18 protein-coding genes and 1 pseudogene are annotated in these 24,450 nt (G+C 72.9%); 6 read left to right on the top strand and 13 right to left on the bottom strand.

The window, feature by feature from the left end; all coding sequences use genetic code 11:
- Positions 1–129 precede the first annotated feature (129 nt).
- Positions 130–1,092: a tellurite resistance/C4-dicarboxylate transporter family protein gene (locus ACTYVM_RS32320; protein ID WP_445529374.1), complete on the top strand. Its 963-nt coding sequence runs from the start codon at positions 130–132 to the stop codon at positions 1,090–1,092.
- Positions 1,093–1,137: 45 nt separating this feature from the next.
- On the opposite strand, the gene ACTYVM_RS32315 is transcribed toward ACTYVM_RS32320, so the two are convergent.
- On the bottom strand, positions 1,138–1,491 hold the full coding sequence (locus ACTYVM_RS32315; RefSeq protein WP_445529373.1) for a hypothetical protein: 354 nt from the start codon (positions 1,489–1,491) through the stop codon (positions 1,138–1,140).
- Positions 1,492–1,906: 415 nt separating this feature from the next.
- On the opposite strand from ACTYVM_RS32315, the gene ACTYVM_RS32310 reads away from it, so the two are divergent.
- Positions 1,907–2,968: a C40 family peptidase gene (locus tag ACTYVM_RS32310; protein WP_445529379.1), complete on the top strand. Its 1,062-nt coding sequence runs from the start codon at positions 1,907–1,909 to the stop codon at positions 2,966–2,968.
- A 20-nt stretch (positions 2,969–2,988) separates the two neighbouring features.
- Here the strand turns inward: ACTYVM_RS32310 and ACTYVM_RS32305 are convergent, their stop codons facing one another.
- The 3 genes from ACTYVM_RS32305 to ACTYVM_RS32295 all read right to left on the bottom strand — a co-directional run bounded on the left by ACTYVM_RS32305 (position 2,989) and on the right by ACTYVM_RS32295 (position 6,478).
- Positions 2,989–4,230, bottom strand: a complete 1,242-nt coding sequence (locus tag ACTYVM_RS32305) for a cytochrome P450 family protein (protein WP_445529372.1) — start codon at positions 4,228–4,230, stop codon at positions 2,989–2,991.
- 239 nt (positions 4,231–4,469) lie between these two features.
- Positions 4,470–5,189, bottom strand: coding sequence for a LuxR C-terminal-related transcriptional regulator (locus ACTYVM_RS32300; RefSeq protein WP_400032785.1), 720 nt, complete (start codon positions 5,187–5,189; stop codon positions 4,470–4,472).
- The gene (locus tag ACTYVM_RS32295; RefSeq protein WP_445529371.1) at positions 5,189–6,478 is read right to left on the bottom strand and encodes an ATP-binding protein; all 1,290 of its coding nucleotides are present in this window, start codon (positions 6,476–6,478) and stop codon (positions 5,189–5,191) included. The genes ACTYVM_RS32300 and ACTYVM_RS32295 overlap by 1 nt, the downstream gene beginning before the upstream one ends.
- Before the next feature lie 233 nt (positions 6,479–6,711).
- Here ACTYVM_RS32295 and ACTYVM_RS32290 point away from each other — a divergent pair, with 233 nt between their 5' ends.
- Complete coding sequence (locus ACTYVM_RS32290) at positions 6,712–8,322, top strand: PspC domain-containing protein (RefSeq protein WP_445529370.1); 1,611 nt, start codon at positions 6,712–6,714, stop codon at positions 8,320–8,322.
- The gene (locus tag ACTYVM_RS32285) at positions 8,309–8,548 is read left to right on the top strand and encodes a hypothetical protein (RefSeq protein WP_445529369.1); all 240 of its coding nucleotides are present in this window, start codon (positions 8,309–8,311) and stop codon (positions 8,546–8,548) included. Before ACTYVM_RS32290 ends, ACTYVM_RS32285 begins: the two co-directional genes overlap by 14 nt.
- 33 nt (positions 8,549–8,581) lie before the next feature.
- On the opposite strand, the gene ACTYVM_RS32280 is transcribed toward ACTYVM_RS32285, so the two are convergent.
- Both ACTYVM_RS32280 and ACTYVM_RS32275 read right to left on the bottom strand, forming a co-directional pair.
- Entirely contained in the window at positions 8,582–9,112 is a 531-nt protein-coding gene (locus ACTYVM_RS32280; RefSeq protein WP_445529368.1) for a TQO small subunit DoxD, read from the bottom strand.
- 210 nt (positions 9,113–9,322) lie between these two features.
- Positions 9,323–10,594 (bottom strand): hypothetical protein, encoded by a 1,272-nt coding sequence (locus ACTYVM_RS32275; RefSeq protein ID WP_445529367.1) that lies wholly within the window; start codon positions 10,592–10,594, stop codon positions 9,323–9,325.
- A gap of 197 nt (positions 10,595–10,791) precedes the next feature.
- Between ACTYVM_RS32275 and ACTYVM_RS32270 the strand changes: the two genes are divergently transcribed.
- Positions 10,792–11,265: a pyridoxamine 5'-phosphate oxidase family protein gene (locus ACTYVM_RS32270; protein ID WP_445529366.1), complete on the top strand. Its 474-nt coding sequence runs from the start codon at positions 10,792–10,794 to the stop codon at positions 11,263–11,265.
- A 12-nt stretch (positions 11,266–11,277) separates the two neighbouring features.
- Here the strand turns inward: ACTYVM_RS32270 and guaA are convergent, their stop codons facing one another.
- Positions 11,278–12,858 carry a glutamine-hydrolyzing GMP synthase gene (gene guaA / locus ACTYVM_RS32265; protein WP_400032799.1) on the bottom strand — a complete coding sequence of 527 codons (1,581 nt, stop codon included), beginning with the start codon at positions 12,856–12,858 and terminating at the stop codon, positions 11,278–11,280.
- 386 nt (positions 12,859–13,244) lie between these two features.
- Here guaA and ACTYVM_RS32260 point away from each other — a divergent pair, with 386 nt between their 5' ends.
- Positions 13,245–13,556: a chorismate mutase gene (locus ACTYVM_RS32260; RefSeq protein WP_400032801.1), complete on the top strand. Its 312-nt coding sequence runs from the start codon at positions 13,245–13,247 to the stop codon at positions 13,554–13,556.
- A gap of 730 nt (positions 13,557–14,286) precedes the next feature.
- On the opposite strand, the gene ACTYVM_RS32255 is transcribed toward ACTYVM_RS32260, so the two are convergent.
- From ACTYVM_RS32255 to ACTYVM_RS32230, 6 genes and pseudogenes are all read right to left on the bottom strand, one after another.
- Positions 14,287–16,068 (bottom strand): GMC oxidoreductase, encoded by a 1,782-nt coding sequence (locus ACTYVM_RS32255; RefSeq protein WP_445529365.1) that lies wholly within the window; start codon positions 16,066–16,068, stop codon positions 14,287–14,289.
- 71 nt (positions 16,069–16,139) lie between these two features.
- Positions 16,140–17,753 (bottom strand): succinic semialdehyde dehydrogenase, encoded by a 1,614-nt coding sequence (locus ACTYVM_RS32250; RefSeq protein WP_445529364.1) that lies wholly within the window; start codon positions 17,751–17,753, stop codon positions 16,140–16,142.
- Positions 17,754–17,877: 124 nt separating this feature from the next.
- On the bottom strand, positions 17,878–19,590 hold the full coding sequence (locus ACTYVM_RS32245; protein WP_445529363.1) for a serine/threonine-protein kinase: 1,713 nt from the start codon (positions 19,588–19,590) through the stop codon (positions 17,878–17,880).
- Between the two features lie 69 nt (positions 19,591–19,659).
- Positions 19,660–19,861: pseudogene (locus tag ACTYVM_RS32240) on the bottom strand (hypothetical protein); the annotation flags it as partial.
- Between the two features lie 9 nt (positions 19,862–19,870).
- Entirely contained in the window at positions 19,871–21,526 is a 1,656-nt protein-coding gene (locus tag ACTYVM_RS32235; RefSeq protein WP_445529378.1) for a serine/threonine-protein kinase, read from the bottom strand.
- A 142-nt stretch (positions 21,527–21,668) separates the two neighbouring features.
- Positions 21,669–24,410, bottom strand: coding sequence for a serine/threonine kinase C-terminal domain-containing protein (locus ACTYVM_RS32230; RefSeq protein ID WP_445529362.1), 2,742 nt, complete (start codon positions 24,408–24,410; stop codon positions 21,669–21,671).
- Positions 24,411–24,450: the final 40 nt, after the last annotated feature.

Below are 24,450 nucleotides of genomic sequence, written 5' to 3'. Positions count from 1 at the left end.
CTCTCGCCGCACCGGCCGAAAGCCCGAGTACATCCAGTACGAGGACTTCCGGCCGGCACACCGAGAGCACGCACCGGACGCCGCTCCTTGACGGGCAAACGTTGCCCGCCGCGGCACTAGCATCGGGCCATGCCCGGCACCTCACCCTTCCGCGCCTGGTTGGCGCGGCGCCCGCCGGCCGCCGGGGCCGCCGTGATGGCCACCGGCATCGTGTCGGTCGCCCTGCACCTGACGGGCTACGAGGTGGTGTCCCGCGTGCTCCTCGTGGTGGCCTGCTTCGCCTGGTTGACGCTGGCGGCGGACTTCGTCCTGCGGCTGCTGGGCGACCGGTCGCGGTGGGCCGAGGAGGCGGGGACGCCGGGCGCCCTCACCGCCGTCGCGGCGACGACCGTGCTCGGGACGCGATTCTCGGCGCTGGGGTGGCAGACCCTCGCGGAGGCGCTGCTCGCGCTGGCCTTCGTGCTGTGGCCGGGACTGCTGGTGCTGGTGGTCCGCAACTGCCGTCGCCCCATGCCCGGGGCCGTGTTCCTGAGCTGCGTGGCGACCGAGGGCCTGGCCGTGCTCGCCGCCACCCTGGCCAAGGAACGGGCCGTGGCCTGGCCGGCGTACGCCGCGCTGCTGCTGTTCTGGATCGGGCTCGCGCTGTACGTCTTCGCGCTGTGCTGCTTCGACCTGCGCCAGCTGCTCGAGGGGCACGGGGACCACTGGATCGCGGCCGGGGCCCTGGCGATCTCGGCACTCGCCGGCGCGCGGCTGCTCACTGTCGGCGCGAGCATGTACCTGTGGGACGACGACGACAGCAGTGTGCTGCGTACGGCGACCCTGGCGCTCCTCGTGCTCGACCTGTGCTGGTACGCCGTCCTGGTCGTCGCCGAGCTGGTACGGCCCCGGCCACGCTACGACGTGCGCCGGTGGTCGACCGTGTTCCCGATGGGCATGACGGCGGCGGCGAGCATGTCCGTCGCGGCCGCCGCCGGCGTCCCGTCGCGTGGGCTCGGAGAGGTGCTGCTGTGGGTCGCGGTGGCGGCGTGGCTGGCCGTCGCCGCGGGCGCGGTCCTGGACGCGCGCACGGAGCTCAGGGCGCTGCGCTGACCGTTACGCCGACAGTATGTTCCGTCACATCCACGGGACGCTCCGTCACGTCCACAGCACGGCGATGAAGATGTTCACCGTGGTCAGCAGGCCCACCAGGCCGAACAGGCTCTTGTCCACCTTCTCGTCGTCCCGCTTGACGTAGACCAGGCCCAGGATCACGATCAGCAGCGCCAGCTTCACACCGATCTTGATGTTGTCGAGGTGGTGTCCCTGGGCCTCGTTGAGGCCGACCAGGGCCACGCCGGTGACCAGCATGGTCACCGCGCCGTGCAGCATCGCGGGCACGAAGCGGGCCGTGCCCCGACCCATCGCCTTCATCTGGGTGAGGAAGCCGCCGAGCAGCGCGGCGATACCGACGATGTGCAGACCGACGAAGAGATGGATGAGTGCGTCCATGAGTCGGAGCCTAACCAGCGGCCGATTCGCTCCCCGCACCGCCCCGGGTGGACTCGGACGGACCCGTGTCGGTCGCCGCATATATGCGACCCATAGCACCAGGCCCGGCCCACAGGCCCCGAAAATCCCCCTATCGGTCATCCCAGCGCGCCAAGGCAGCGTCCCCGGGACCGGATCACGACCACATACGGTCACCCAGTGATCCCCTGACGCCACTTCCGTACATGACCTCACCGGGCGCTCATCGAGCGGCTTAGCTCCTGCTCCAGGTGACCGGCTTCACCGCCGCCCGGGCCAGGGGCGGCGGCCGGACATCACCGCCGAGAAGTCCGGCGGCGGGCCGCTCCCCCTGTGCGGTCCGCCGCCGGGCCGGCGCCCCGCCTCCGCGGCCGGCTGAAGGGACGTGACGCTCGACGTGGCAGCGCACCGCAAGCACCGACAGCGCTCGCTCGGCGGAAGCACCGTCCGCACGGCCGCCACGATCGCCCTCGCGGGCGCCGCTACGGCGACCGGCTTCGACGGCACCGGGCAGGCGGCGCCGCGGCCGGCACCGGAGCAGATCAAGGCCACGGTGGACCGGCTCTACCAGGAGGCCGAGACCGCCACCGAGAAGTACGACGGCGCCAAGGAGAAGGCTGACACGGCCGAGAAGCGGCTGAAGGCACTGGGCGACGAGGCCGCCCGCAGGCAGCAGAAGCTGAACTCCGCCCGCGACGCGCTGGGCTCGATCGCCGCGGCGCAGTACCGGGACGGCGGGATCGACCCCGTCGTACGGCTGATGCTGTCCGACGATCCCCGGCGGTACCTGGACGGGGCCGAGTTCGCCGAGCGGGCGGGCGTCCGCCAGACGGCCGCCGTGTCCGACGTGCGCCGGCAGCTCCGGGAGATCGGCCGGCTGCGTGGGGACGCGCGCGTCGAGCTGACCTCGTTCAGGTCGCGGCAGGCGGAACTGCGCCGGCAGAAGAAGGCGGTCACCACCAAACTGGACGAGGCCCGGCGGCTGCTGGCCGGACTGTCCCCGCAGCAGCGCGCGGCGATCGGCGTGGGCGGGGACACCGGGGGCGCGACCCGCCACGCCACCGGCGCCCGGCAGCCGCTCGGTGACCCGGCCGCGGTCACCGCCCCCGGTAGCCGCGCGGCGGAGGCCGTCGCCTACGCCTACCGGAAGCTCGGCAGCCCCTATGTGTGGGGAGCGACCGGGCCGAACGCCTTCGACTGCTCGGGCCTGATCCAGGCCGCCTACCGCTCCGCGGGGGTCTCGCTGCCCCGCACCACCTACGCCCAGATCGGCGCGGGCCGCCGTGTCCCACGCTCCGCACTGCGCCCCGGCGACCTGGTGTTCTTCTACTCCGGTGTCAGCCACGTCGGCCTCTACGTCGGCAACGGCCAGATGATCCACGCCCCGAACCCCTCGGCCCCGGTCCGCCTGGCCCCGATCGACCAGATGCCCTTCGCGGGGGCGACCCGGGTGGCGTGAGCAGCGCGGAGTGAAAAAGCTCAGGGAGTGAGCCGAACGGGCAGCGCCTGGAGCCCGTTTGTCATGAAGGACTCCAACTGCAGCAACGTGCCTGGCTCAACGGCCAAGGTCAGGTCCGGGAAACGCTCGAACAGCGCGGGAAGTGCGACCGCGGCCTCCAGCCTGGCCAGCGGAGCGCCGATGCAGTGATGCACGCCGTGGCTGAACGAGAGGTGAGCCTTGGTCTCTCGGGTGACGTCGAACCGGTCGGCGTCCGGGCCGTGCACGAGCGGATCGCGTCCGGCGGCGGCGTAGCAGCCGAGGATGGCCTCGCCGGCCCGCAGCGTCACGCCGTTGCCGACGTCGATGTCCTCGACCGCGAAGCGCAGCGGCACGTTCGGCACCGGTGCCTGGTTGCGGAGCGTCTCCTCGACCACGTCCTCCCAGGTGGCGTCACCGCTGCGGACAAGGCCGAGTTGGTCGGAGTGCGTGAGCATGGCGACGATCGCGTTGCCGAGCAGATTGCCGGTGGTCTCGTAGCCCGCGCTCACGAACAGCGCCAGCGTGTCGACCAGTTCCTCCTCGGACAGCGGCATCGCATGGGCGTCGCGGGCGTCGATCAGGGCGGAGGAGAGATCGTCGGCGGGGCGCTCGCGCTTCTCGGCGACCAGGTCCCGGAGGATTCCCTGCAGGCGCGGGAAGGCGGTGACGGTCTCCTCGGTCGGGCTTTTCCCGATGTTGACCAACAGGTCCACACAACGGGAGACCTCCTCGCGGGCCGCCTCGTCACCGATGCCGAACAGCTCGCAGATCACCTTGATCGGCAACGGGTAGGTATAGCGTTCCCGCAGATCCACGGGCCGGTCCGGAGGCAGGCCGGCCAGTTCGTCCAGCAGAGCGTCGGTGATCGCCTCGATGCGCGGTTGCAGCGCTGCGACGCGGCGTGCGGTGAAGGCGTCGGCCACCAGCACGCGCAGCCGACGGTGGTCCGGGCCGTAGGCGGTGAGCATGTTCCGCATGGCCACCCAGGGGAACAGCGGCCAGTCCGGGGAGATCTCGCCCCTGATCCACGCCGGCCAGTGCTGGTAGGCGTCCTTGGAGACGCGCGGATCGACGAGCAGGCGCCGGAGCAGCCCCATGTCGCTCACGGCCCAGGCCCGCACACCGCCCGGCATCTCGACCCGGACGACCGGGCCGAGCGCACGCATGCGATCGGCCTCGCCGAGGACGTCGCGGCCAGTGTGATCGATGACGAAGGGGGTTAAGTCGTCAGGTCCGTCCATCGTCTTCTCCAGAATCATGGTCGCGGGCCATGAGTCTCGGCCTCGTGGTGGTCGAACTCCTTGACCGGCCCCGTCCCGTACGGGCCATTCGCCTCTGAGGCCGAGTCACATCGGTGGCGGACAAGAGCACTGGAACCATAGGTGCATCGGCGAGAACACCACAATGGCGCCTGCACGGGGACAGGCACAGACAACAGGCACAGACAACAGGCACAGACAAAGGCACGCCTACGGAACGGTCACACCAGCCGGCGTGCCGTCGCCCAGCGGGTCAGCTCGTGGCGGTTGGAGAGCTGGAGCTTCCTCAGCACCGCGGAGACGTGGGACTCCACCGTCTTGACGGAGATGAAGAGCTGCTTGGCGATCTCCTTGTAGGCGTAGCCGCGGGCGATGAGGCGCAGTACCTCGCGCTCGCGCTGCGTGAGGCGGTCGAGGTCCTCGTCGACCGGCGGGGCGTCGGTGGAGGCGAAGGCGTCGAGGACGAAGCCGGCCAGGCGCGGGGAGAAGACGGCGTCGCCCTCCTGGACCCGGAAGATCGAGTCGACGAGGTCGGTGCCCGTGATCGTCTTCGTCACATAGCCGCGCGCTCCGCCGCGGATCACGCCGATCACGTCCTCCGCCGCGTCCGACACGGACAGCGCGAGGAAGCGGACGGGCCGCTCCGCGTCGGCGGTCAGCGCGGCGCAGCGGCGCAGCACCTCCACTCCGCCGCCACCGGGCAGGTGGACGTCGAGCAGCACCACCTCGGGCCGGGTCGCGGTGATGACCGTGACCGCCTGGTCGACGTCCGCGGCCTCGCCGACGACCTCCACGCCCGTCTGCTCGGTCTGGCCGATCTCGGCCTGGACTCCGGTGCGGAACATGCGGTGGTCGTCGACGAGGACCACGCGCACGTGCCGCCCGCCCTCCCCCGTCGTCCCCGCTCCCGCCGTACCGTTCGCCTCGGTCGGGTCGCTCATCACGTGTTCTCCGCCCTCTCCATCTCCAGCTCGACCTCCGTGCCGCCGTCCGGCACGGCCCGCAGCCGGGCCGTCCCCCCGTTGCGCTCCATACGGCCGATGATCGATTCTCTGACGCCCATCCGGTCGGCGGGTATCGCGTCGAGGTCGAACCCGGGTCCGCGGTCCCGGACCGACACGAAGACCGTCCTGCCCTCGACCTCGGCGTAGACCTGGACGGCGCCGCCCTCGCCACCGTACTTGGCGGCGTTCACCATGGCTTCCCTCGCGGCCTGCATCTGGGCGCCGATCCGGTCGTCGAGCGGGCAGTCGCCGACCACGACCACCTCTATCGGGACGCCGTGCTTGTCCTCGACCTCGGCGGCGTTGCGTTTGACCGCCTCGGCGAGGGTGGCCGGTTCGTCGGCCTCGTCCTTGCCGTTGCCCTCCGGCTTGTAGAGCCAGGCGCGCAGGTCGCGCTCCTGGGCCCGGGCGAGGCGGCGCACCTCGCCCGCGTTCTCCGCGTTGCGCTGGATCAGGGTCAGGGTGTGCAGCACCGAGTCGTGGACGTGGGCAGCGACCTCGGCCCGCTCCTGGGCGCGGATGCGCATCAGGCGCTCCTCGGAGAGGTCCTGGGTCATGCGCACGAGGTAGGGGCCGGCGAGCAGGGTTATCCCGACCAGGACGGCGAGGGCCGCCTGGAGGACCGAGCCGAGGTGGGCGGCGGACCCCTGCATCACGAAGATGGCGGAGACGCCGGCCGTGACCAGCAGGACGCCGGCGCCGGCGCGCAACAGGGTGAGCGTGCGGCGGCGGCGGCCGACCTCGACCCAGCGGGCCCGCCGGGCGTTGTCCGCCTGGCGCCAGACCAGGGCGACGCCCGCGGCGACGAGGACGGCCGGCAGGAGGTAGGCCTTCGCGCCGTTGCCCGGATTGACGCTGCCGACGAAGACCATCGCCACGACGACCATGAGGAGCAGGGCGACGATCTGGCCCTTGTCCGGCTTGCGGGCGATGATTCTTCGGCGGCCGTCCGGCGAGATCCCGGTGGTGACGAGGGACGGCGGCTTCTGGTCGCCGACGCCGCCGAAGCCGAGGGGCACGAAGAACCAGAAGGCCGCGTACACCAGGGCGCCGAGCCCGTCGGCCATGAACAGGCCGACGAAGACCAGCCGCACCCAGACCACGGGCAGCCCGAGGTGCCCGGCGAGGCCCCGCGCCACTCCGCCGAGCCAGCGTCCGTCGCTGCTGCGGTAGAGCTTGCGCGGCGGCCGCGGGTCGTCGACGGGCACTGCTGCGGCTTCCGGCATGCCATTGATGGTCACACGGCCGGCGGTGCGGGGACATCAGGGTCCGTCCCCTAGACTCCCCTGATCTTCGAGTCGGCTCTTCCGGTCTTCGGGGCCGGCCTTCGGAAAAGGCCCGGGTCGCGGCGCGGCGGGCCGGTCGAACGCAACCCCCGGCCGCGGCTCAGGGGCGAATCAGGGTTCGGCCAGGGTCGTCCCGGCTCCCGCCACGACCGCGCGCCCGTCACCATGGACGCATGACGAATCACCAGCACGCCGCGTCGGGTCCGGTGCCCGGCTCCGGCTCGGACCCGTCCCCGGGCACCGGGCCGCGGGACGCCGTGCCCGGTGCGGGTGCGGGTGAGCGGCCGCGCGCACCCGGGCAGCCGGGCGCGCCGCACACGGACAAGCGGCCGGACGCGGCCGACGGGACAGGAGGGGAGAGCGTGGCGGGCACGACGGGGACAGCCGAACACGGGGACCCGGCCAGGGGGCCGGAGACCGGGACGGCGGGCGCCGGCACCACTGCCGGGGCGGGCCCGGAGGCCGGCACCACTGCCGGGGCGGGCCCGGAGGCCGGCACCGGATCGGGCGGCACCGACGGCGTGCCTAGGTTCCGGCGGGACCGGGCGCACAGGATGATCGGCGGCGTCTGCTCCGGTCTGGGGCGGCAGTGCGACATGGACCCGGTGATCTTCCGGATCACGCTGGCCGTGCTGGCCGCGACCGGCGGCATAGGTCTCATCTTCTACGGCTTCGCCTGGCTCTTCGTGCCGTACGACGACGAGGACGAGAACGAGGTGCGCAAGCTCCTCACCGGCCGGGTGGACGGACCGGCGCTCGCGGCCGTGCTGTTCGCGCTGGTCGGCTGCGGGGTCTTCCTGTCCATGCTGGGCAACGGCAGCGTGCTGACTTTCGGCGTCGTCCTGTCCCTGCTGCTCGCCGGCGCCGGGTACTGGTCGCAGCACCGCGGCACCCCCAGCCCCGACCCGCTGGCCGCCCAGGCCGCCGCCGACGCCCCGCCGGAGGCCCAGGCACCGCCGGCACCCGCGGTGTACCCCTCCTGGTGGCGCGACCCGATCGTCAAGGACGGCAGCCACGTCGGCGGGACGGGCTATCTGTGGGGTCCCGGGGACTCGCGCGAACGGGACGTCGCCGCGGCCGTGAACATCGGCCTCGGCACGCAGGCCCGCCCGTACACGCGTCCGGTGCGCACCGAGCCGCCCCGCACCCGCGGCCCGCGCGGGATCGGTGGCTGGGTCTTCCTGCTGGCCCTGCTCGCCGGCGCCCTCGGCACCCGCCTGACCTGGCACGGCCACGCCCTGGGCACGAGCCTCCAGACCGGTCTGGCCTGCGCGCTCGCGGTCTTCGGCCTGGGCATAGCGGTCAGCGCGTTCCTGGGCCGGACGGGCTTCGGTTCGATCCTGCTGGCACTGATCACCGCGGCTCTGCTGGCCACTTCGACGGCGCTGCCGAAGGACATCACCACGCAGTGGGGGCATCGGACCTGGCAGCCCGCCGCGACGGCGAGCGTCCGGCCCGAGTACCACCTCGGCACCGGGGAGGGCACCCTGGACCTGACCCGGATACACCTCGGCAAGGGAGCGACGGTGACGACGAAGGCGCAGGTGGGCGTGGGCCGGTTGCGTGTGATCGTGCCCGCGGACGTGACCGTGCGGGCGAAGATCGAGGTGGGGATCGGCGACATCCAGCTGCCGGGCGACGGCTCACAGGACGTGGACGTGGCTCCGGGCCGGCGTCAGCAGATCACGCTGCCCGCGACCGCGGGCGGCAAGGACGCCGGGACCCTGGACCTCAAGCTCCAGGTCGGCATGGGGCAGGCGGAGGTGAGCCGTGCTACGCCATGAGTTCCAGCCGGGGAAGCTGGTGTCCGGGGTGTTCCTCGTCGGCGCGGGCGTGGCCTACGCGGGGGACGCGGCCGGCACCTGGCACATCCCGTGGTTCCTGGTGGTCCCGATGGTCGTCGGCGGCCTGTTCCTGGGGGGTGCGGCGGCGGTGGTGAACAGGGCCGTGCGCAGGCACCGGGAGTCCCGCGCGCCCCTGGGCGGGGCGGGAACGGGAGGCACGGGCTGAGCTGTCGGTGCTCCCCCGCGCCCCCGTGCTGAGCTACCGGTACTCCGCCGCCCGTCGCCGCCGCCGTACCCGCAGCACGGAGTCGACGGAGAGCACCGGGGTCCCGGCGAGGACGAGAGGCAGCCACGCCATCAGATAGGCGAGGTCGTTGCCGTAGTAGTAGGGGGTGGTGGCCCAGCTGACCGTGAGCCACAGGCTGAAGGAGATCAGCGCGCCGCCGAGCGCGGCCAGGCGGCCCAGCAGGCCGATGAGGATGCCAAGGCCGACGGCCAGTTCGCCGAAGGCGATGCCGTAGCCGAAGCCGACCGGGCTCTTCAGGGCCAGGTCGACGAGGGCCGGAAGGGCGGAGGAGTCGCGGACCGCGTGCATCGTCTCGCCGATCGACCCGGGACCGGTGGTCTGCATGAAGCCGCTGGAGGTGAGTTTGTCGATACCGGCGTAGAGGAAGGTGACGCCCAGGAAGATGCGGAGGGGCAGGAGGGCCCAGCGGGCTGCCGCGTCCCGCCAGGTCCGACTCAGCTCGGTATGCGGGGTCTGGGTGTCCGTACGAACCTGGGTCTTCACTGCGAGCCGCCTCTCACCGCCGTCGTCTGTGCCCCTCGACCGACCATACGTATGCGCGACAGGGCCCGCTCAACCCGGCGGGGGATTTTTTCCGGCTTCCACGTGACTTCGGCTCATGCGTCCGAAGGTGTCCGGGTGCTGACGGCCCTCCACAAATCCATCCGCGCCCGATGCTCCGGATGTGTCGGCCGCCACCACTCGATCACTCGGTCACTCGGTCACGTCGATCGTGTACCGGTTCGTCTCCACGCCCGCCGCCGTCACCACCTGCACCTCGACCCGGCCCGGCTCGACATCCGCCGGGACGGGCACGGTCAGGGCCGTGTCGGTGGGGTTGCTGAAGCCGCCCGTGACCGGGACCAGGGGCACGTGCACGTTGACCGCGCCGATGCGGACCCGCATACGGGCCAGCCGGTCGGCTCCCTGCGCACCCGGCGGGACGAACCCCGCGCCCCGGATCTCGATGTCGTCGCCGGTCCGGATCGGCGCGTCCAGGTCCCCGGCCTCCCGGGCCCGGACCACCGACAGGACGACCGGCCGGCCGCCGTCCGCGTACTTGCCCGCCAGGTAGGTCGCCGCCGACACCAGCACCACCACCGCCAGTCCCCACGGCAGGTCGGGCAGCTGGTCGGGGCGGCGGGCCAGCCGCACCGCCGCGAACACCAGCGCGACGGCGCTGATCACCACGTACTGGATGTCGGCGAAGGAGCCCCGTCCCGCGTCGTCGGTCAGCAGGTCGGCCGCTCGCGGCCGGTCCGCGCGCACCTTCTGGAGCCGCTGCCCCAGCACCCGCAGTCCGACCACGCGCCGCACGAGGACCGCGATCCCGCACACCACGGCGAGCACGGTGACCACACCGGCACCCCGGGCCAGGTCCAGCCCGGAGATCAGGGCGTCGCGCTCGGTGTGGTCCGAGGCCGCCGCCAGCCGGCCCGCCAGCACCAGGACGGCGTACGCCACGAACAGCACCCACCCGGCGGCCACCGCGCGCGAGGTGGACAGCCGGTTGTCCTCGCCGATGACCGGGGCGAGCGCCCCGCCGCGCCCGCGGTGGAGCCAGGACGCGGCCGTCAGCGCCCCGGCCACCAGGACGGCCCCCAGCAGCCCCGCCGTCCGGGCGGTGCTCCAGCCCGCGCCGACCGCCGTCAGCGCCTGCGCCAGAAGCAGCAGGACGACCGTCGCCCACACCGTGTACGCCGTCCAGCGCCACAGCCGCGCCAGCCAGGCCTCGCCCTCGGCCCGCCCCCGCTCGGCGACGAGTTCCGCGGACTGCGTCAACTCCTCCGAGACCCACTGCCGCGAGGCCGACGCCGAGTGCGCCACGGCCGCCGGCAGGCCCTGGCCCGCGGCGAACTCGTCCCGCTTGAGCAGGAACGCGGCAACGGCCTGCCGGTGCCCCGCACGCGCCCCGTGCGGGCAGTCCCCGCAGGTGCAGCCGCCTCCGTGAGCGCCCACACCGCCTCTCGCCTCCTGCACCGCCACGCCCGACGCCCGCCTTCCCCGGATCCCGCGGCCCGGCCGCGGCGACAACACCCCTACGCAGAAAGCGAATTGTGCCCTATGCCACCCCGGGCGCGTTCGTCAGGTCCGGCCGGCACGGGTGAACTCGGGAACGCCGTGTTGACCCGTTGCCGGGAATCCCGACAGAGGATGTCGGGTATCGGCGCCACACTCGGGGCATGGCGACGAACTGGGCGGCGTTTGCCGCGGTGGAACCCGGCCTGGCCATGACCGTCGAACAGCGGTTCAGGGCGTTCCCGCACCACGTCCTGGTGACCCTGCGCAGAGACGGCTCCCCCCGCACCACGGGGCTGGAGGTGCGCTTCGTGAACGGCGAGCTGTGGCTCGGCATGATGCCGGGTTCGCTCAAGGCGCTGGATCTGCGCCGGGATCCGAGGTTCGCGCTTCAGGCGAACCCGGGGCCGGACACCGGGATGAGCGGCGGTGACGCACGGATCGCCGGGCGGGCGATCGAGGTGGAGGACGCCGAGTCGAAGGGCGCGTATGTGAAAGAGGTGGAACCGCCGCAGCCGTTCCACCTCTTCCGCACCGAGTTGACGGAGGTCGTACGGACCTACGTCGAGGACGACACCTGTCTGGTCGTCCAGGTCTGGAAGCCCGAAGAGCCGGTGCGGACTCTCAGGCGGACGTAGACCGGAGCGGGCTCACTCCCACTCGATGGTCCCCGGCGGCTTCGACGTCACGTCGAGGACCACGCGGTTGATGTCCCGGACCTCGTTGGTGATGCGGGTCGAGATCTTCGACAGCACGTCGTAGGGCAGCCGCGACCAGTCGGCGGTCATGGCGTCCTCGCTGGAGACCGGACGCAGCACGATCGGGTGGCCGTAGGTGCGGCCGTCGCCCTGGACGCCGACGCTGCGCACGTCCGCGAGCAGGACCACCGGGCACTGCCAGATGTCACGATCGAGGCCGGCCGCCGTCAGCTCCTCGCGGGCGATGGCGTCGGCCTCGCGCAGCAGGTCCAGGCGCTCCTTGGTGACCTCGCCGACGATCCGGATGCCGAGGCCGGGGCCCGGGAAGGGCTGGCGCTGGACGATCTCGTCCGGCAGGCCGAGCTCCTGGCCGACCATGCGGACCTCGTCCTTGAACAGCTGACGCAGCGGCTCGACCAGCTTGAACTCGAGGTCCTCGGGCAGGCCGCCGACGTTGTGGTGCGACTTGATGTTCGCGGTGCCGGTGCCGCCGCCGGACTCGACGACGTCCGGGTAGAGGGTGCCCTGGACGAGGAACTCCACGGCCGGGCCCTCGTCCGCGATGATCTCCGCCTGGGCCTGCTCGAAGACGCGGATGAACTCGCGGCCGATGATCTTCCGCTTCTCCTCGGGGTCGTTGACCCCCTTGAGGGCGGTGAGGAAGCGCTCCTCGGCGTCGACGACCTTCAGCTGCACGCCGGTCGCGGCCACGAAGTCCTTCTCGACCTGCTCGGTCTCGCCCTTGCGCATCAGGCCGTGGTCGACGTAGACGCAGGTCAGCTGGGAGCCGATGGCCTTCTGCACGAGTGCGGCGGCGACCGCGGAGTCCACGCCCCCGGACAGCCCGCAGATCGCCCGCTTGTCGCCGACCAGCTCGCGGACGGCGGCGACCTGCTCGTCGATGACGTTGCCGGTGGTCCAGTTCGGCTTGAGGCCCGCGCCGCGGTAGAGGAAGTGCTCCAGGATCTGCTGGCCGTACGTGGAGTGCATGACCTCCGGGTGGTACTGGACGCCGTACAGCTTCTTCTCGTCGTTCTCGAACGCGGCGACCGGGACGACGTCCGTGGCGGCCGTGACCGAGAAGCCCTCGGGGGCGGCGGAGCAGGCGTCGCCGTGCGACATCCACACGTCCTGCTCGGCCGGGGTGCCCTCGAAGAGGGTGGAGGAGGGCCTGGAGACGGACAGGCCGGTACGGCCGTACTCGCGGGCTCCGGTGTTGTCCACGGTGCCGCCGAGCACCTGCGCCATCAGCTGGAAGCCGTAGCACATGCCGAAGACGGGGACGCCGGACTCGAAGATCTCGCGGTCGAGGCGCGGGGCGCCCTCCTCGTACACCGAGGAGGGGCCACCGGAGAGGATGATCGCCGCCGGGTTCTTGGCGAGCATCTCCTGAACCGGCATGGAGCTCGGCACGATCTCGCTGTAGACCCGCGCCTCGCGGACGCGACGGGCGATGAGCTGGGCGTACTGCGCGCCGAAGTCGACGACCAGGACGGTGTCGGGGGCGGCGGCAGCGGGGGTCGCTGATGACACGGGGTGCCTTCCGGCGTCGGTGGGGGTCCTTGTGCTTGTCGATTCTACCGAGGTGGTCACAGGTGCCCTCCCCCACCGCCCGGCGACCGCCCGCCCACCGCGCGGTGGGCGCCGCCCGGGGCACCCGTCGAGGGGCCGTCTCCCGCCCGTCTCATCATGCGAACCGTGTTGGACGTCTCGGACAGGCGAGGCATACTGGCCCCATGCTCACGCTGACGACCTTCCTCTTTACCTATGGCAACCGGCCCACCGGCTGCCATGGTCGTGCTGCTTGAGCCACTGACAAGCGACTTCCCAGGCGCCCCGGGCCGACAAGGTCCGGGGCGCCTGGCGTTGCGGTCCTTGTCATCCGGGGCACCGCACCCGACCAGCGAGGAGCCCCCGCCATGACCGCCACCGCAGCACAGCCCCAGATCCCGGCAGCCACCGCCGCGAACAGCGCCCGCGCCGACGAGGCCGCGAACGTGATCACCGGCGCCAGGGAACGCATCGACGCCCTCGACGACCGGATCATCGGCCTGATCCAGGAACGGATGGCCGTCTCCGCGGTGATCCAGGAGACCCGGATCGCCTCCGGAGGCCGCCGGGTGAACCTCTCCCGCGAGATGGAGGTCCTGGGCCACTACAGGGACGCCCTGGGCAAGCCGGGCACGACCCTGGCAATGACCCTGCTGGAGCTGTGCCGGGGCAGGATCTGACCCCCTCACCGCCGTCCCCCGCCGCCCCTCCCAGGTCCCGCCGCTCTCACCCGTACGGCGCGTGACCGCCGCGCGGGACGCCTCGTTGTCCCGGTGTCCGCGCCAGCCAGGGGCGGGCCCGAAAGAACCACGCGTGGATCTCCGGAGCGATGAGGCGTGCGGATCGTGCCGTGCGTCGTGGGACCTCGCTCCAGGGAAGTGACCGGACGGCAGGGGACAGCAGCCCGGTCACCCAGATAAACGGCCGGCTCCGGGGACGCCCGGGGCCGGCCGGCGGAACAGAAAGACGTACAAGGCCGGACCAAAGGGTTGCGGACGTCAGGTTCGTCCAGCACCATGCGTGCCAGGCACCTCCGCCTCCGGACCGCCAGAGGTCGAGACCAGACGGGCGCCCTCTGCGCGCCGGGGCGCACGACGACGCATCTCGACGCACGGACGGCACACGGCCGCCTCAGGCGGCGCACTCCCCCGGCGCCTCTTCCAAGAGCACCGGCGCCCTTGACGTCGGCGCGGACCGGAGGGGGGCCCCGCGACCTCGGGTCGCGGGGCCCCTCTCAAGCGACGGGAACTGTGATGCAGGACACACAGAAAACCCGTCGGCCGGGGCGCAACCTTTCACAGCCTCCCCGTGTCACATCAGCAGACGGAGGAGGACCTGCGCCAGGAGGGGGGTGCAGGTCCTTTCTTCTCTTTCGCCGCTTCTTCCGGCCTTGTTCGGCGGCGCGGGCGTTCAGGGCTTCTTCGGCGGCACCGGCGGCATCCCCAGGAACGGCAGCCGCAGGGCGCCGAAGGCGTCCGCCGGGACCGCCGGACGCCGTGGCTCCACCGGCCGCAGACGCTCGTAGGCGGCTCCCTGCGGCGGGCGCGGGTCGATCTCACCCTTGTTGGGCCAGTACGACATCGCCCGCTCGGCCTGTGCGGTGATGGTCAGGGACGGGTTCACCCCCAGGTTCGCCGTGACCGCGGCGCCGTCGACGACCGAGATGCCGGGGTGGCCGTAGAGGCGGTGGTACGGGTCGATGACGCCGGTCTCGCGGGAGGCGCCGATCGGGCAGCCGCCGAGGAAGTGCGCGGTGAGCGGAGTGCCCATCAGCTCGCCCACGTTGGACCCGGCGAAGCCGTTGATCTCGGCGGCGAGCGCGGTGGCGCCCTCCGTGGCGGCCCTGATCTGCTGGGGGTTGGGCGCCCCGTGCCCCTGACGGGCCGTGAGCAGTCCCTTGCCCACGCCGTCCGGTTTCAGGTACGTGGTCAGGGAGTTGTCCAGGGACTGCATCACCAGGCCGATGATGGTCCGCTCCGACCAGCGGCGGTTGGACAGGGAGCGCAGGACGAGCAGGGGGTGGCGGACGGCGTTGGCCAGCCAGGCCGCCACCCTGGACGAGCCCTCGGCGTACGGGACCTGGAGGATCGACAGGCCGCCCATCGAGTTGGAGCCCCGGCCGTAACGGACCGGCTCGATGTGGGTGTTCTCGTCGGGGTGGACGGAGGACGTGATGGCGACTCCCCGGGTGAAGTCCGCCTTCGGTTGCCCGGTCGCCTTCCGGTAGCGCCGGTCGTCGGTCTGGGCACCCACCAGCGCCTCGGAGTTGGTGCGGGTCAGCTCGCCCAGCCGGGAGGAGAGGTGGGGCAGCCGGCCGCTCGCCCTCATGCGGTGCAGCAGCGTCTGGGTGCCGTAGGTGCCGGCCGCCAGGACCACCCTGCGTGCGGTGAACAGGCGGCCCGCGCCCTTCTTCCGGTCATCGGTGGGGAGCGTGGCGACCGCGTAGCCGCCGCGTGAGTCGTCCGTGACGGACACCACCGTGGTCATGGGGTGGACGACCGCGCCCGCCTTCTCGGCGAGGTACAGGTAGTTCTCGTTCAGGGTGTTCTTGGCGCCGTGCCGGCAGCCCGTCATGCACTCGCCGCACTCGGTGCAGGCCTTGCGGTCCGGTCCGGCCCCGCCGAAGTAGGGGTCCGCGGCCCGCTCCCCCGCCTCCGCCCTCGTCGTGCCGTCGGCGTCCTCGCCGTCGCCGAAGAACACCCCGACCGGCGCCATGTGGAAGGTGTCGCCGACGCCCATCCGCTGTGCGACGGCCTTCAGATGGACGTCGGAGGGGGTCATCGTCGGGTTGAGCCGCACGCCGAGCATGCGCCGCGCCTGGTCGTAGTACGGCGTCAACTCGTCCTGCCAGTCGGTGATGTCCCGCCACTGGGGGTCGTCGAAGAAGGGTTTGGGCGGTATGTAGAGGGTGTTGGCGTAGTTGAGGGAGCCGCCGCCGACGCCCGCCCCGGCCAGCACCATCACGTTGCCGAGCAGGTGGATGCGCTGGATCCCGTACATGCCGAGCTTCGGGGCCCACAGGTAGTTCCTCAGGTCCCAGGAGTTCTTCGGCAGGGTCTCGCGGGTGAAGCGGCGGCCGGCCTCCAGGACGCCGACGCGGTAACCCTTCTCGGTCAGGCGCAGCGCGCTGACGGAGCCGCCGAAGCCGGAGCCCACGACGATGACGTCGTAGTCGTAGCCGTCTTGAGACACGTGCTCTCCTCGTCGAGAACGGGTGCCGGCCGAACGGTGCCGACCGAACGGTGCTGGCCGAACGGGTGGGTCTAGCGGAAGCGGAACGCCTTCATCAGTCTCAGGCTGCGGCTCATGAACGCCGCGTATCCCTCGTCGTCCATGCCGAGCGACGGGGCCATGGACAGCAGCCGCTGGTGGGCCAGGGTCTGGGCCTCGGTGTACTTGAGGATGCCCTCGGAGCCGTGCCGGCGTCCGAGCCCCGAGTCCTTCATGCCGCCCATCGGCGACTGGACGCTGCCGTAGGCGGGGGCGTAACCCTCGTTGATGTTGACCGTGCCGGTACGCAGCCGGGCGGCGACCTCGCGGCCGCGGCGGGCGTCCTTCGTCCAGACGGACGCGTTCAGGCCGTACGGCGTGGAGTTGGCGCGCTCGATCGCCTCGTCGTCGCTCGTGAAGCGGTAGACGGAGACGACCGGGCCGAAGGTCTCCTCCGCGCACACGGCCATCGGGGCCTCGACGCCGTCGAGGATGGTGGGCTCGAAGAAGTACGGGCCGATGTCCGGGCGGGCGACGCCCCCGGCCACCACCTTGGCGCCCTTGGTGACGGCCTCCTCCACATGCCGGGTGACGGTCGCCAGCTGCCGTTCGCCGACCAGCGAGCCCATGTCGGCGCCGTACGCCAGGGACGTGCCGAGCCGCATCGCCCGCGTACGGGCGGCGAACCGCTCGAGGAACGCGTCCGCGACCGCCTCGTGGACGTACAACCGCTCGATGGAGATGCACAGTTGGCCGGCGGAGGAGAAGCAGGCGCGGACCGCTCCGGCCGCCGCCTTCTCGATGTCCGCGTCCCTGAGCACCAGCATGGCGTTCTTGCCGCCGAGTTCGAGGGAGACGCCGACCAGTCGGGCGGCGGCGCTCCGGGCGACCTCGCGTCCGGTGCGGGTGGAGCCAGTGAAGGAGACGTAGTCGGCGTGCCGGACGACCTCGGGGCCGACGACCGGGCCGTCGCCGATGACGACCTGGAACACCTCGGCGGGCAGCCCGGCCTCGATGAGCAGGTCGCGGGCCCACAGCGCGGTCAGGCAGGTCTCGGTGTCGGGCTTCATCACCACCGCGTTGCCCGCGACGAAGGCGGGCAAGGCGTCGCCGACGGACAGCTCCAGGGGGTAGTTCCACGGGGCGATCTGGCCCACCACCCCACGCGGATGGCGCAGTTCGGTGACGCGCGTGAGGGCCGGGATGGCGCCCGTGTGCCGCCTGGGCTTCAGGTAGGCGGCGGCGCGGCGGCCGTAGTGCCGGGCGGCGACGGCGACGGCCTGCACCTCCTCGTGCGCGTGCAGCCGGGCCTTGCCGGTCTCCAGCTGGACGAGGTCCAGGACCTCGGCCTGGCGGGCGAGCACCAGGTCGTGGAAGCGGAGCAGGACGGCCGCGCGCTGCCGTACCGGGACCCGCGCCCACACCGCCTGCGCGGCGCGGGCCCGTTCGTAGGCGTGGGCCACGTCCTCGGGGGTGGACTCGGGCAGGTCGGCGAGCTTGTCGCCGGTGAACGGCGTGTGGTTGGCGGTCCGGCCGGAGCCGGCGACACCCTTGGTGAGCCGGGCGACCAGCTCGGGGGTCACCACGTCGGCGGCGGTGCGGGCCCCCGCGGGGGCGGGCGCCTGGGGATTGGTACCGGTCTTCGCCGGGGCCTGCGCGTCCGTCATGACGCGCAGGGTATGCCGGTCGGGCAGCTTTGTGTACCCGTCAGTAATAGGCATTCACCGGATTCACCGACCGCTCACAGCACGCCAGTGATCACTGGCAACGAATGCGCTGATCAGGGCGTTGTCACAGACGGTCGAGCTCCAGGTTGGCGATCGCCGCGCGCGCCACCTCGCGGCCGCGTTCGGTGAAGTCGCCCTTGCCGGGATAGCCGATGGTGAGCTTGTACAGGTCGCCCGCGGAGGTCTTGTAGTAGAACATCCGCAACTCGCGCGGCATCGGGTGCGTGTTGTCGTCGGTGGTGTAGACGATCGTGTTCTCGGCGGCCTGCTTGCCCTGGTACGTCGACTGCTTCGGGTGGGTCGCCGGGTTCTCCGGCATGTCGAGTGCGTAGTCCCCGGACTGCTTGTAGGTGCCGTTCTCGTCGTACATCTGGGCGGCGGCGGAATCCTTGATGGAGCGTTCCGGTTCCTCGGTCTTCTTGAGCAGGATCAGCCCGACCGTGATGCTGCCGCTCCAGTCGCTGTAGGTCACCCAGTGCTTCTTGTCGTTCTTCCGGTCCGGCACCTGCCTCTGGTAGTCCTTCGGCACGGCGATCGTGGCGGCCACGTCCTTCTCGTGATGGGTCGCCCAGTCCTCGGGCAGCGGGCCCGCGAACGGGCGGGCGATGAGGACGTACGCCGTCACCGCGACCGCGACGACCGCCGCGCCGAGCCCGAGCCACGCCCCGCGCCCGAGCCGGGGGCCGCGCGGCCCGCCGGGAGCGGCCTGCGCGTACCGCACCACCTGCGTGGGCTCCGGGGCGGGCGGCGCGGCGGCCGCCTCCAGCAGGGCCCGGACCCGCGCGGCGGGCGGACGGTGCGCCGGGTCCTTGTGCAGCAGGCCGGTGATGACCTCGGCGAGCGGGCCCTGCGCGGCGGCCGGCGGGGCGGGCGTGGCGTTGAGGACCGACTGGAGGGTGGCCGGGGTGTTGCTGCGGCGGAACGGGGAGACGCCCTCCGTGGCCGCGTACAGGACCACGCCGAGCGACCACAGGTCGGAGGCCGGGCCGGGGCGCTGCCCCAGCACCCGTTCCGGGGCTATGTACTCGGGTGAGCCGACGAAGCCGCCGGTGTCGGTCAGGTTGGTCTCGCCCTCGATCTGCGCGATGCCGAAGTCGGTGAGGACGATCCGGTCGTGCCGGCCGATCAGGATGTTGTCCGGCTTGACGTCCCGGTGCAGGATGCCCGCGGCGTGCGCGGACTCGAGCGCGCCGAGCACCTCCAGGCCGGTCCGGGCGGCCTCGCGGGCGTCCAGGGTGCCCTCCTGGAGCGCGGCGCCGAGTGAGCGGCCCTGCACCAGCTCCATCACGATCCAGGGCTGCCCGTCGACGACGGCCACGTCGTGGACGTTGACGACCGCGGGGTGGTCGAGCCGGGCGGCGGCGCGGGCTTCGCGGCGCATGCGCTCGAAGGCGTTGGCCCGTTCCCGCTCGGGGAGATGGTCGGGGACGCGGGGCTCCTTGACGGCGACCTCGCGGTCCACCGTCTCGTCCTTGGCCCGCCACACGGTCCCCATGCCGCCGTGCCCGAGCTTCGCGAGGAGCCGGTAGCGCCCGTCGATCAGCCGGCCGGCGCCGGGGTCCTGCTCCTGCGGCTGCGGCTGCGGCTGCGGCTGCGCGGGAACCGCGCTGGGCGGCTGCCCGGGTGCGGTGCCCTGCGGCTGCCCGCCTCCGCCGTCCGATGCGGGCGCGGCGTACGGGTTGTGCGGATTGGGCACCCACGCCTGCCGGTCCGGCGGTTGCAGGGCGAAAGTCGTCGGATCGTCGGCCCCGTGCTGGGCGCCCCCGTGGTTGCTCATGGGTCCATCCATATCGCGACCGCCTCCGCCGGCTCCACCAGGGGGCGCATCCGGTCACCGACCCGTGACCTACCGTTCCCGGAGACTGAGCGGGAGTGAGTCCTGATGCCAGGACTCGTGCTCAGCCGTGTGCCCCGCACGGTTGTGAGCACTCCCCCAGCTTCGCCGGGGGGACCCCCAGGTCGCCCGCTTTCGCTCCGTATCCGGGCGGCACGGATCGTGTCCGTGGTCCGGGAATGCGGGGGCGGGATCCCTCACGGGCGGCGCGGCCCGACCGGGGTCAGCCGGCCCTCGGCCGCCAGCTCTGGAGCACGGTCTGGAACTGCTGCCGCGTGCGCGCCCAGTCCTCCTCCGGCGAGGACATGTAGATCACGTACTCGACGCCCTCGCGGGAGAAGTACGTCTCCTCGATGGCGTGGCGCGGGCCGGGGAACGGCGTGTCCTTCGCCAGGGCCGTCCATGTGTACTCCCACAGGGAGCCCGGGCAGTCGCGGTAGGTGTTCGGCTCCAGACCCACCCGCCGGTAGTCGACCAGCCGCTGGAGCTGCTGGTCCAGGTCGAGCTGGTGCTCGTGAGCGGTGGAGAAGTCCGGCGTGTCGTCCACCGCGACACGGATGAAGTGCTTGCCACCGTCGGGGGTGTAGTCGACCTGGTGGGTCGCCTCGTCGAACTCCTCCCGCTGCCAGGTCCCGTCGGGCACGGCGATGCTGAAGCCGTACGGGTCGTCGACGCGCACCCAGCCGGCCTGGAGGCCGTCGGCGTTGTCGGTGGAGGGGGAGGGCGAGGCGGAGGGGGAGGACGAGGGCGAGGTGGAGGGCGTGGTCTGCGGCGGAGCCGACTGGGAGGTGCCGGAGTCCTGCCGCCGGCCCTGGTCCCACTTCTGAAGCAGCACGGCGGTGCCGCCGCCGACGAGCGCGGCGAGGGCCACGACCAGGACCAGGGTGCGCAGGCGGCGTCTGGGTATCGGGACCGGGTGGTGCTGCGCCGCGGGTGCGGCGGCCGCCGGCGGCACCGGGTACGGGGTCGTGCCCGACGGCCAGGACCCGGCGACGGGATGCGCGGCCGTCTCCGGGCGGAGGACGAGCGGCTGCGTGGGCACGTGCGCCTGCGCGCTGCTCGGTCTGCGCCCCTCGGCCGCCTCGGCGAGCATCTGCTCGGCCTGCGCCGCCTGCGGCCGGTCGGCCGGGTCCTTGCACAGCAGGGCGGTGATGACCGGGGCGAGCGGTCCTGCGTGCCGCGGCTCGCGCGGCTCCTCGTCGACGACCGCCTGCATGGTGCTCAGCGCCGAGGTCCGGCGGAACGGCGACAGGCCCTCCACCGCGGTGTAGAGCGTGGCGCCCAGCGCCCACAGGTCGGAGGCCGGGCCCGGATCGTGGCCGCGGACGCGCTCGGGGGCGAGGTAGTCGACCGAGCCGACGACCTCACCGGTGCGGGTGATGGTCGTGTCGCCCTCTATCTGGGCTATGCCGAAGTCGGTCAGCAGGACACGACCGTCCTGGCCGAGCAGCACGTTGCCGGGCTTGACGTCGCGGTGCAGCACCCCGGCGGCGTGCGCGGCGCCCAGGGCCCGCAGCACCCACAGGCCGATCCGGGCGGCCTCCGCCGGGTCCATGCGGTCCCGATCCTTGAGCGCGTCCGCCAGCGAGCGGCCCTCGACCAGCTCCATCACGATCCACGGGCGGCCGTCGTGCTCCAGTACGTCGTGCACGGTCACGACGGCGGAGTGGTTGATCCGCGCCGCCGCGCGCGCCTCCGCCCGGGTGCGCGCCAGCAGGACCTCCTGGTCGCTCCCGGCGGCGTAGAGCGCGGCGGTCAACTCCTTGATGGCGACGGCCCGGTGCAGCACCTCGTCGTGCGCGCGCCACACCCGGCCCATGCCGCCGCTGCCGATGGCTTCGGCGAGCCGGTAGCGGCCCGCGAGGAGCAGGCCCTGCATCTGATTCACGTTTCCCCGCAGTGGTCTTGACAGGCTCAGCGTAGGGACCGGCCCCCCGGCTGGGAACCGGCGGGGTCCCCAGAAGGCCTCCCTGTGACGGTAGTCGCTCGCCGGGTGCCGGGATTCCGGCGGTTCCGGCGGTTCAGCCGGTGTACCGGTACGTCGTCGAGGCCTGCTCGTACAGCGTGGTCACCCGGTCCCGTTGTTCCTCCGGCCCCCGTACCTGCACCACGTGGTACTTGCCGTCGACGAGGATGGCCAGGTTGCGCACGAAGAGCTGCCGCCCGCTCGCGTCCGTCCAGGTGAACTGCCCCTCGGCCATGACCTGTCCGCCGACCTGAGTGGTCAGCAGGCCCGTGGAGGTGGCCCAGCTGGAGTCGCGGTAGGCCTGCAACTCGCGCTCCTTCTCCCGCTGGTACACCATCGGGTCGCTGCCGAACCCCGCCGCGGTGTCCCGTCCGGGCACCACGATCAGCTCGAACGCGCCCTGGGAGTAGATCACTTGGCCCTGGTTGTTCCCGGGCGTACGGGCCCAGTCCTTGGCGACGGCGACCTGGAAGCCGGCGGGGTCCTTGCGCAGCGTGAAGCCGCCGGCGACGTCCGGTGTGGTCGTCTGCGTCTCGGCCTCGGCCGAACCTGCGCTCCCCGAAGGGCTGTTGTCCGCCGCGGGCGAGGTCCGGCCGGGCTGCGGGGCGGCGCTCGGGCCGTCGCCGTGCGAGTGCGCCGGTGCGGGGCTCGCCTCGCCCGCGGTTCCGGTGCGGTCGCCGCCCGCCGCGCCGTCGCGGTCGGCCTTCGGCATGAACAGCATGGCGTAGGCGATGGCGCCGGCCAGTAGCAGCAGGATGAGCAGAAGCAGCATGCGGCCCAGGCGCCGCGGCGAACCCGACTGCCGCTTGTGCCGTCCGTGCGGGGCGGGCAGCCCGGCGCGCCGCCTGCGCACCAGTTCGCCGCGGCGCCGTACGACGGGCAGCCTGCTCGGGTCGGCGGGCGGGACGGCGATGACGTGCGCGCCGGCCTCCGGCTCGGGCGCGGAGCGCACCAGCGAGCGCAGCCAGCCGCGCAGTTCCTCGAAGTCGAGGCGCTCGGTGGGATCCTGCCGCAGCAGCGACTCCACGACCGGGCGCAGCGGCCCGCACTCCTCCGCGTACGCGGGCGGCTCGGCGCACACCATCTGCACCAGCTCGGCGGTCGACTCCTCCGGGTACGGCGCGTGTCCCTGTACGGCCCGGAAGAGCAGCGCCCCGAGCGCCCACAGGTCGGTCGCCGGGCCGATGGGTGCGGCCAGCTGCCAGTTCTCGTGCACGGGCCCGGCCTGTTCCGGCGCCCAGCGCTCGGTCACCGGTCCCACCACGGCCATCCGTGCCTGCCGCGCCCGCTCGGCGGCCAGCGCGGTGGCGGGCCCCCGGCGCGCGGCGGCCCCGGCGACGGATTCGCCCCAACGGGCCGGCACGCGCCCGGCATCCTCGCCTCCGCCCGAGAACCCGGGGCCCACGCTCGGCAGGCCGCCGGGGCCCGGGCCCTCGATGTCGGGGGCGGGTGTCGAGCCGGAGGTGGTTCCCGGTTCCGGGGTGGGGGTGGTTGCGCGTTCTGTGGTGCGGGCCGTACGCGAGCCCGACTCACCGCCGGTGGGCGCGGGTGGGAGCGGTGTGGCCGCTCCGGGAGGGGAGCCGGTGCCGTGACCGGTGGGGGCCTGGACGCCGTAGGGGTCGGCGATCTGGCCCGGAGGGGCGGCGGATCCGGCGGCTCGGGGATCGCCCTCGACGGACGTGCGGGCGCCGGGCAGTTCGGCGCGTGCGCTCTGCTGTGCCTCCTGCACCCGGGCGGCCGCCCGCGCGCCGGCGCGGTACGCGGCGATCGCCCCGGCCCGCGCCGCCCTGATGTCCCCGCCGGTCTGAGGTGTCCGCCGCGCGGGCACACCCGGGGCCGCGGGCCGGCCAGGGATCGCGGGCGTGCCCGGCGCACCGGGTCCCGCGCCCGGGCCCGGCAGCGGCAACGGCCCGGCCCCCCGCGCCTCGATCGCGGCCCGCCGGGCGGCCTCGGGATCGGCCGGCACGGCGCCCGCGCCGCTCCCGGGACCACCCGCGCCGCCCGCGAAGCCACCAAAACCGCCCGTGACCCCCATGACCCCGGTGGGTCCGCCGAGGCCCGCCGCACCAGCCGCGCCGTCGAGGCCCGCGGAATCGCCCGGCGTGCCGGACGCGCCGTGCGGACCGCCCTCGTCCCCGGTGCCCTCGAACGGGACCGGGTCGTACCCGCACAGGGCCTCCTCGGCCGCGCCGACCGCGAGGCCGGTCAGCATCACGCGGCCGTCGTCGCAGACCAGGACCGTTCGGGCGGTGATGTTGCGGTGCACCCAGCCGTGGGCGTGCAGCACGCGCAGTGCCATGAGGATGTCGGAGGCGACCTCGGCGGCCCGGTACGGCGTCAGCGGCTTCTCGGCGAGCAGCGCGGCCAGCGGCCGCGCGGCGACCAGTTCACTGACGACCCACAGCGAGCCGCCCTCCGCGAACACGTCGAAGACCTGGTCGAGCCGGGGATGGTCGGGGATCCGCGCCGCGGCCTGCGCGGCCTCCACCGCCCGCCGCACCGCCGGATCGGCGGGCCGCCGCGACGCCGTACGCGCACCGCGCGCCTCGCCCGCCGAACGCCCGCTACGGGCCGGTCCCCGCCGAAAGGCTCCGTCGCGCGCGGTGAAACCGTCGGGCAGCCCGTCCGCGTCGAGCACCTCCGCCTCGACCACCTCGGGCAACGGCACCTGCCGCAGGAGGACTTCCTGTCCGCTGTAGGTGTCGAAGGCCCGGGTCTCGGTCAGTTCGTACTCGTCGGACGGAGGCAGCGGCAGGCGGTAGCGGTCGGCGAGAACCCGACCCGCATAGTCGTCCACGTTGCCTCCCCCGGCCGCACGGTCGGTCAATTCCGTTCGC

This window comes from Streptomyces cyslabdanicus, from assembly GCF_052663305.1.
Note: the sequence above shows the minus strand (reverse complement) of the source record. Positions and strands in the feature narration are given on the sequence as shown.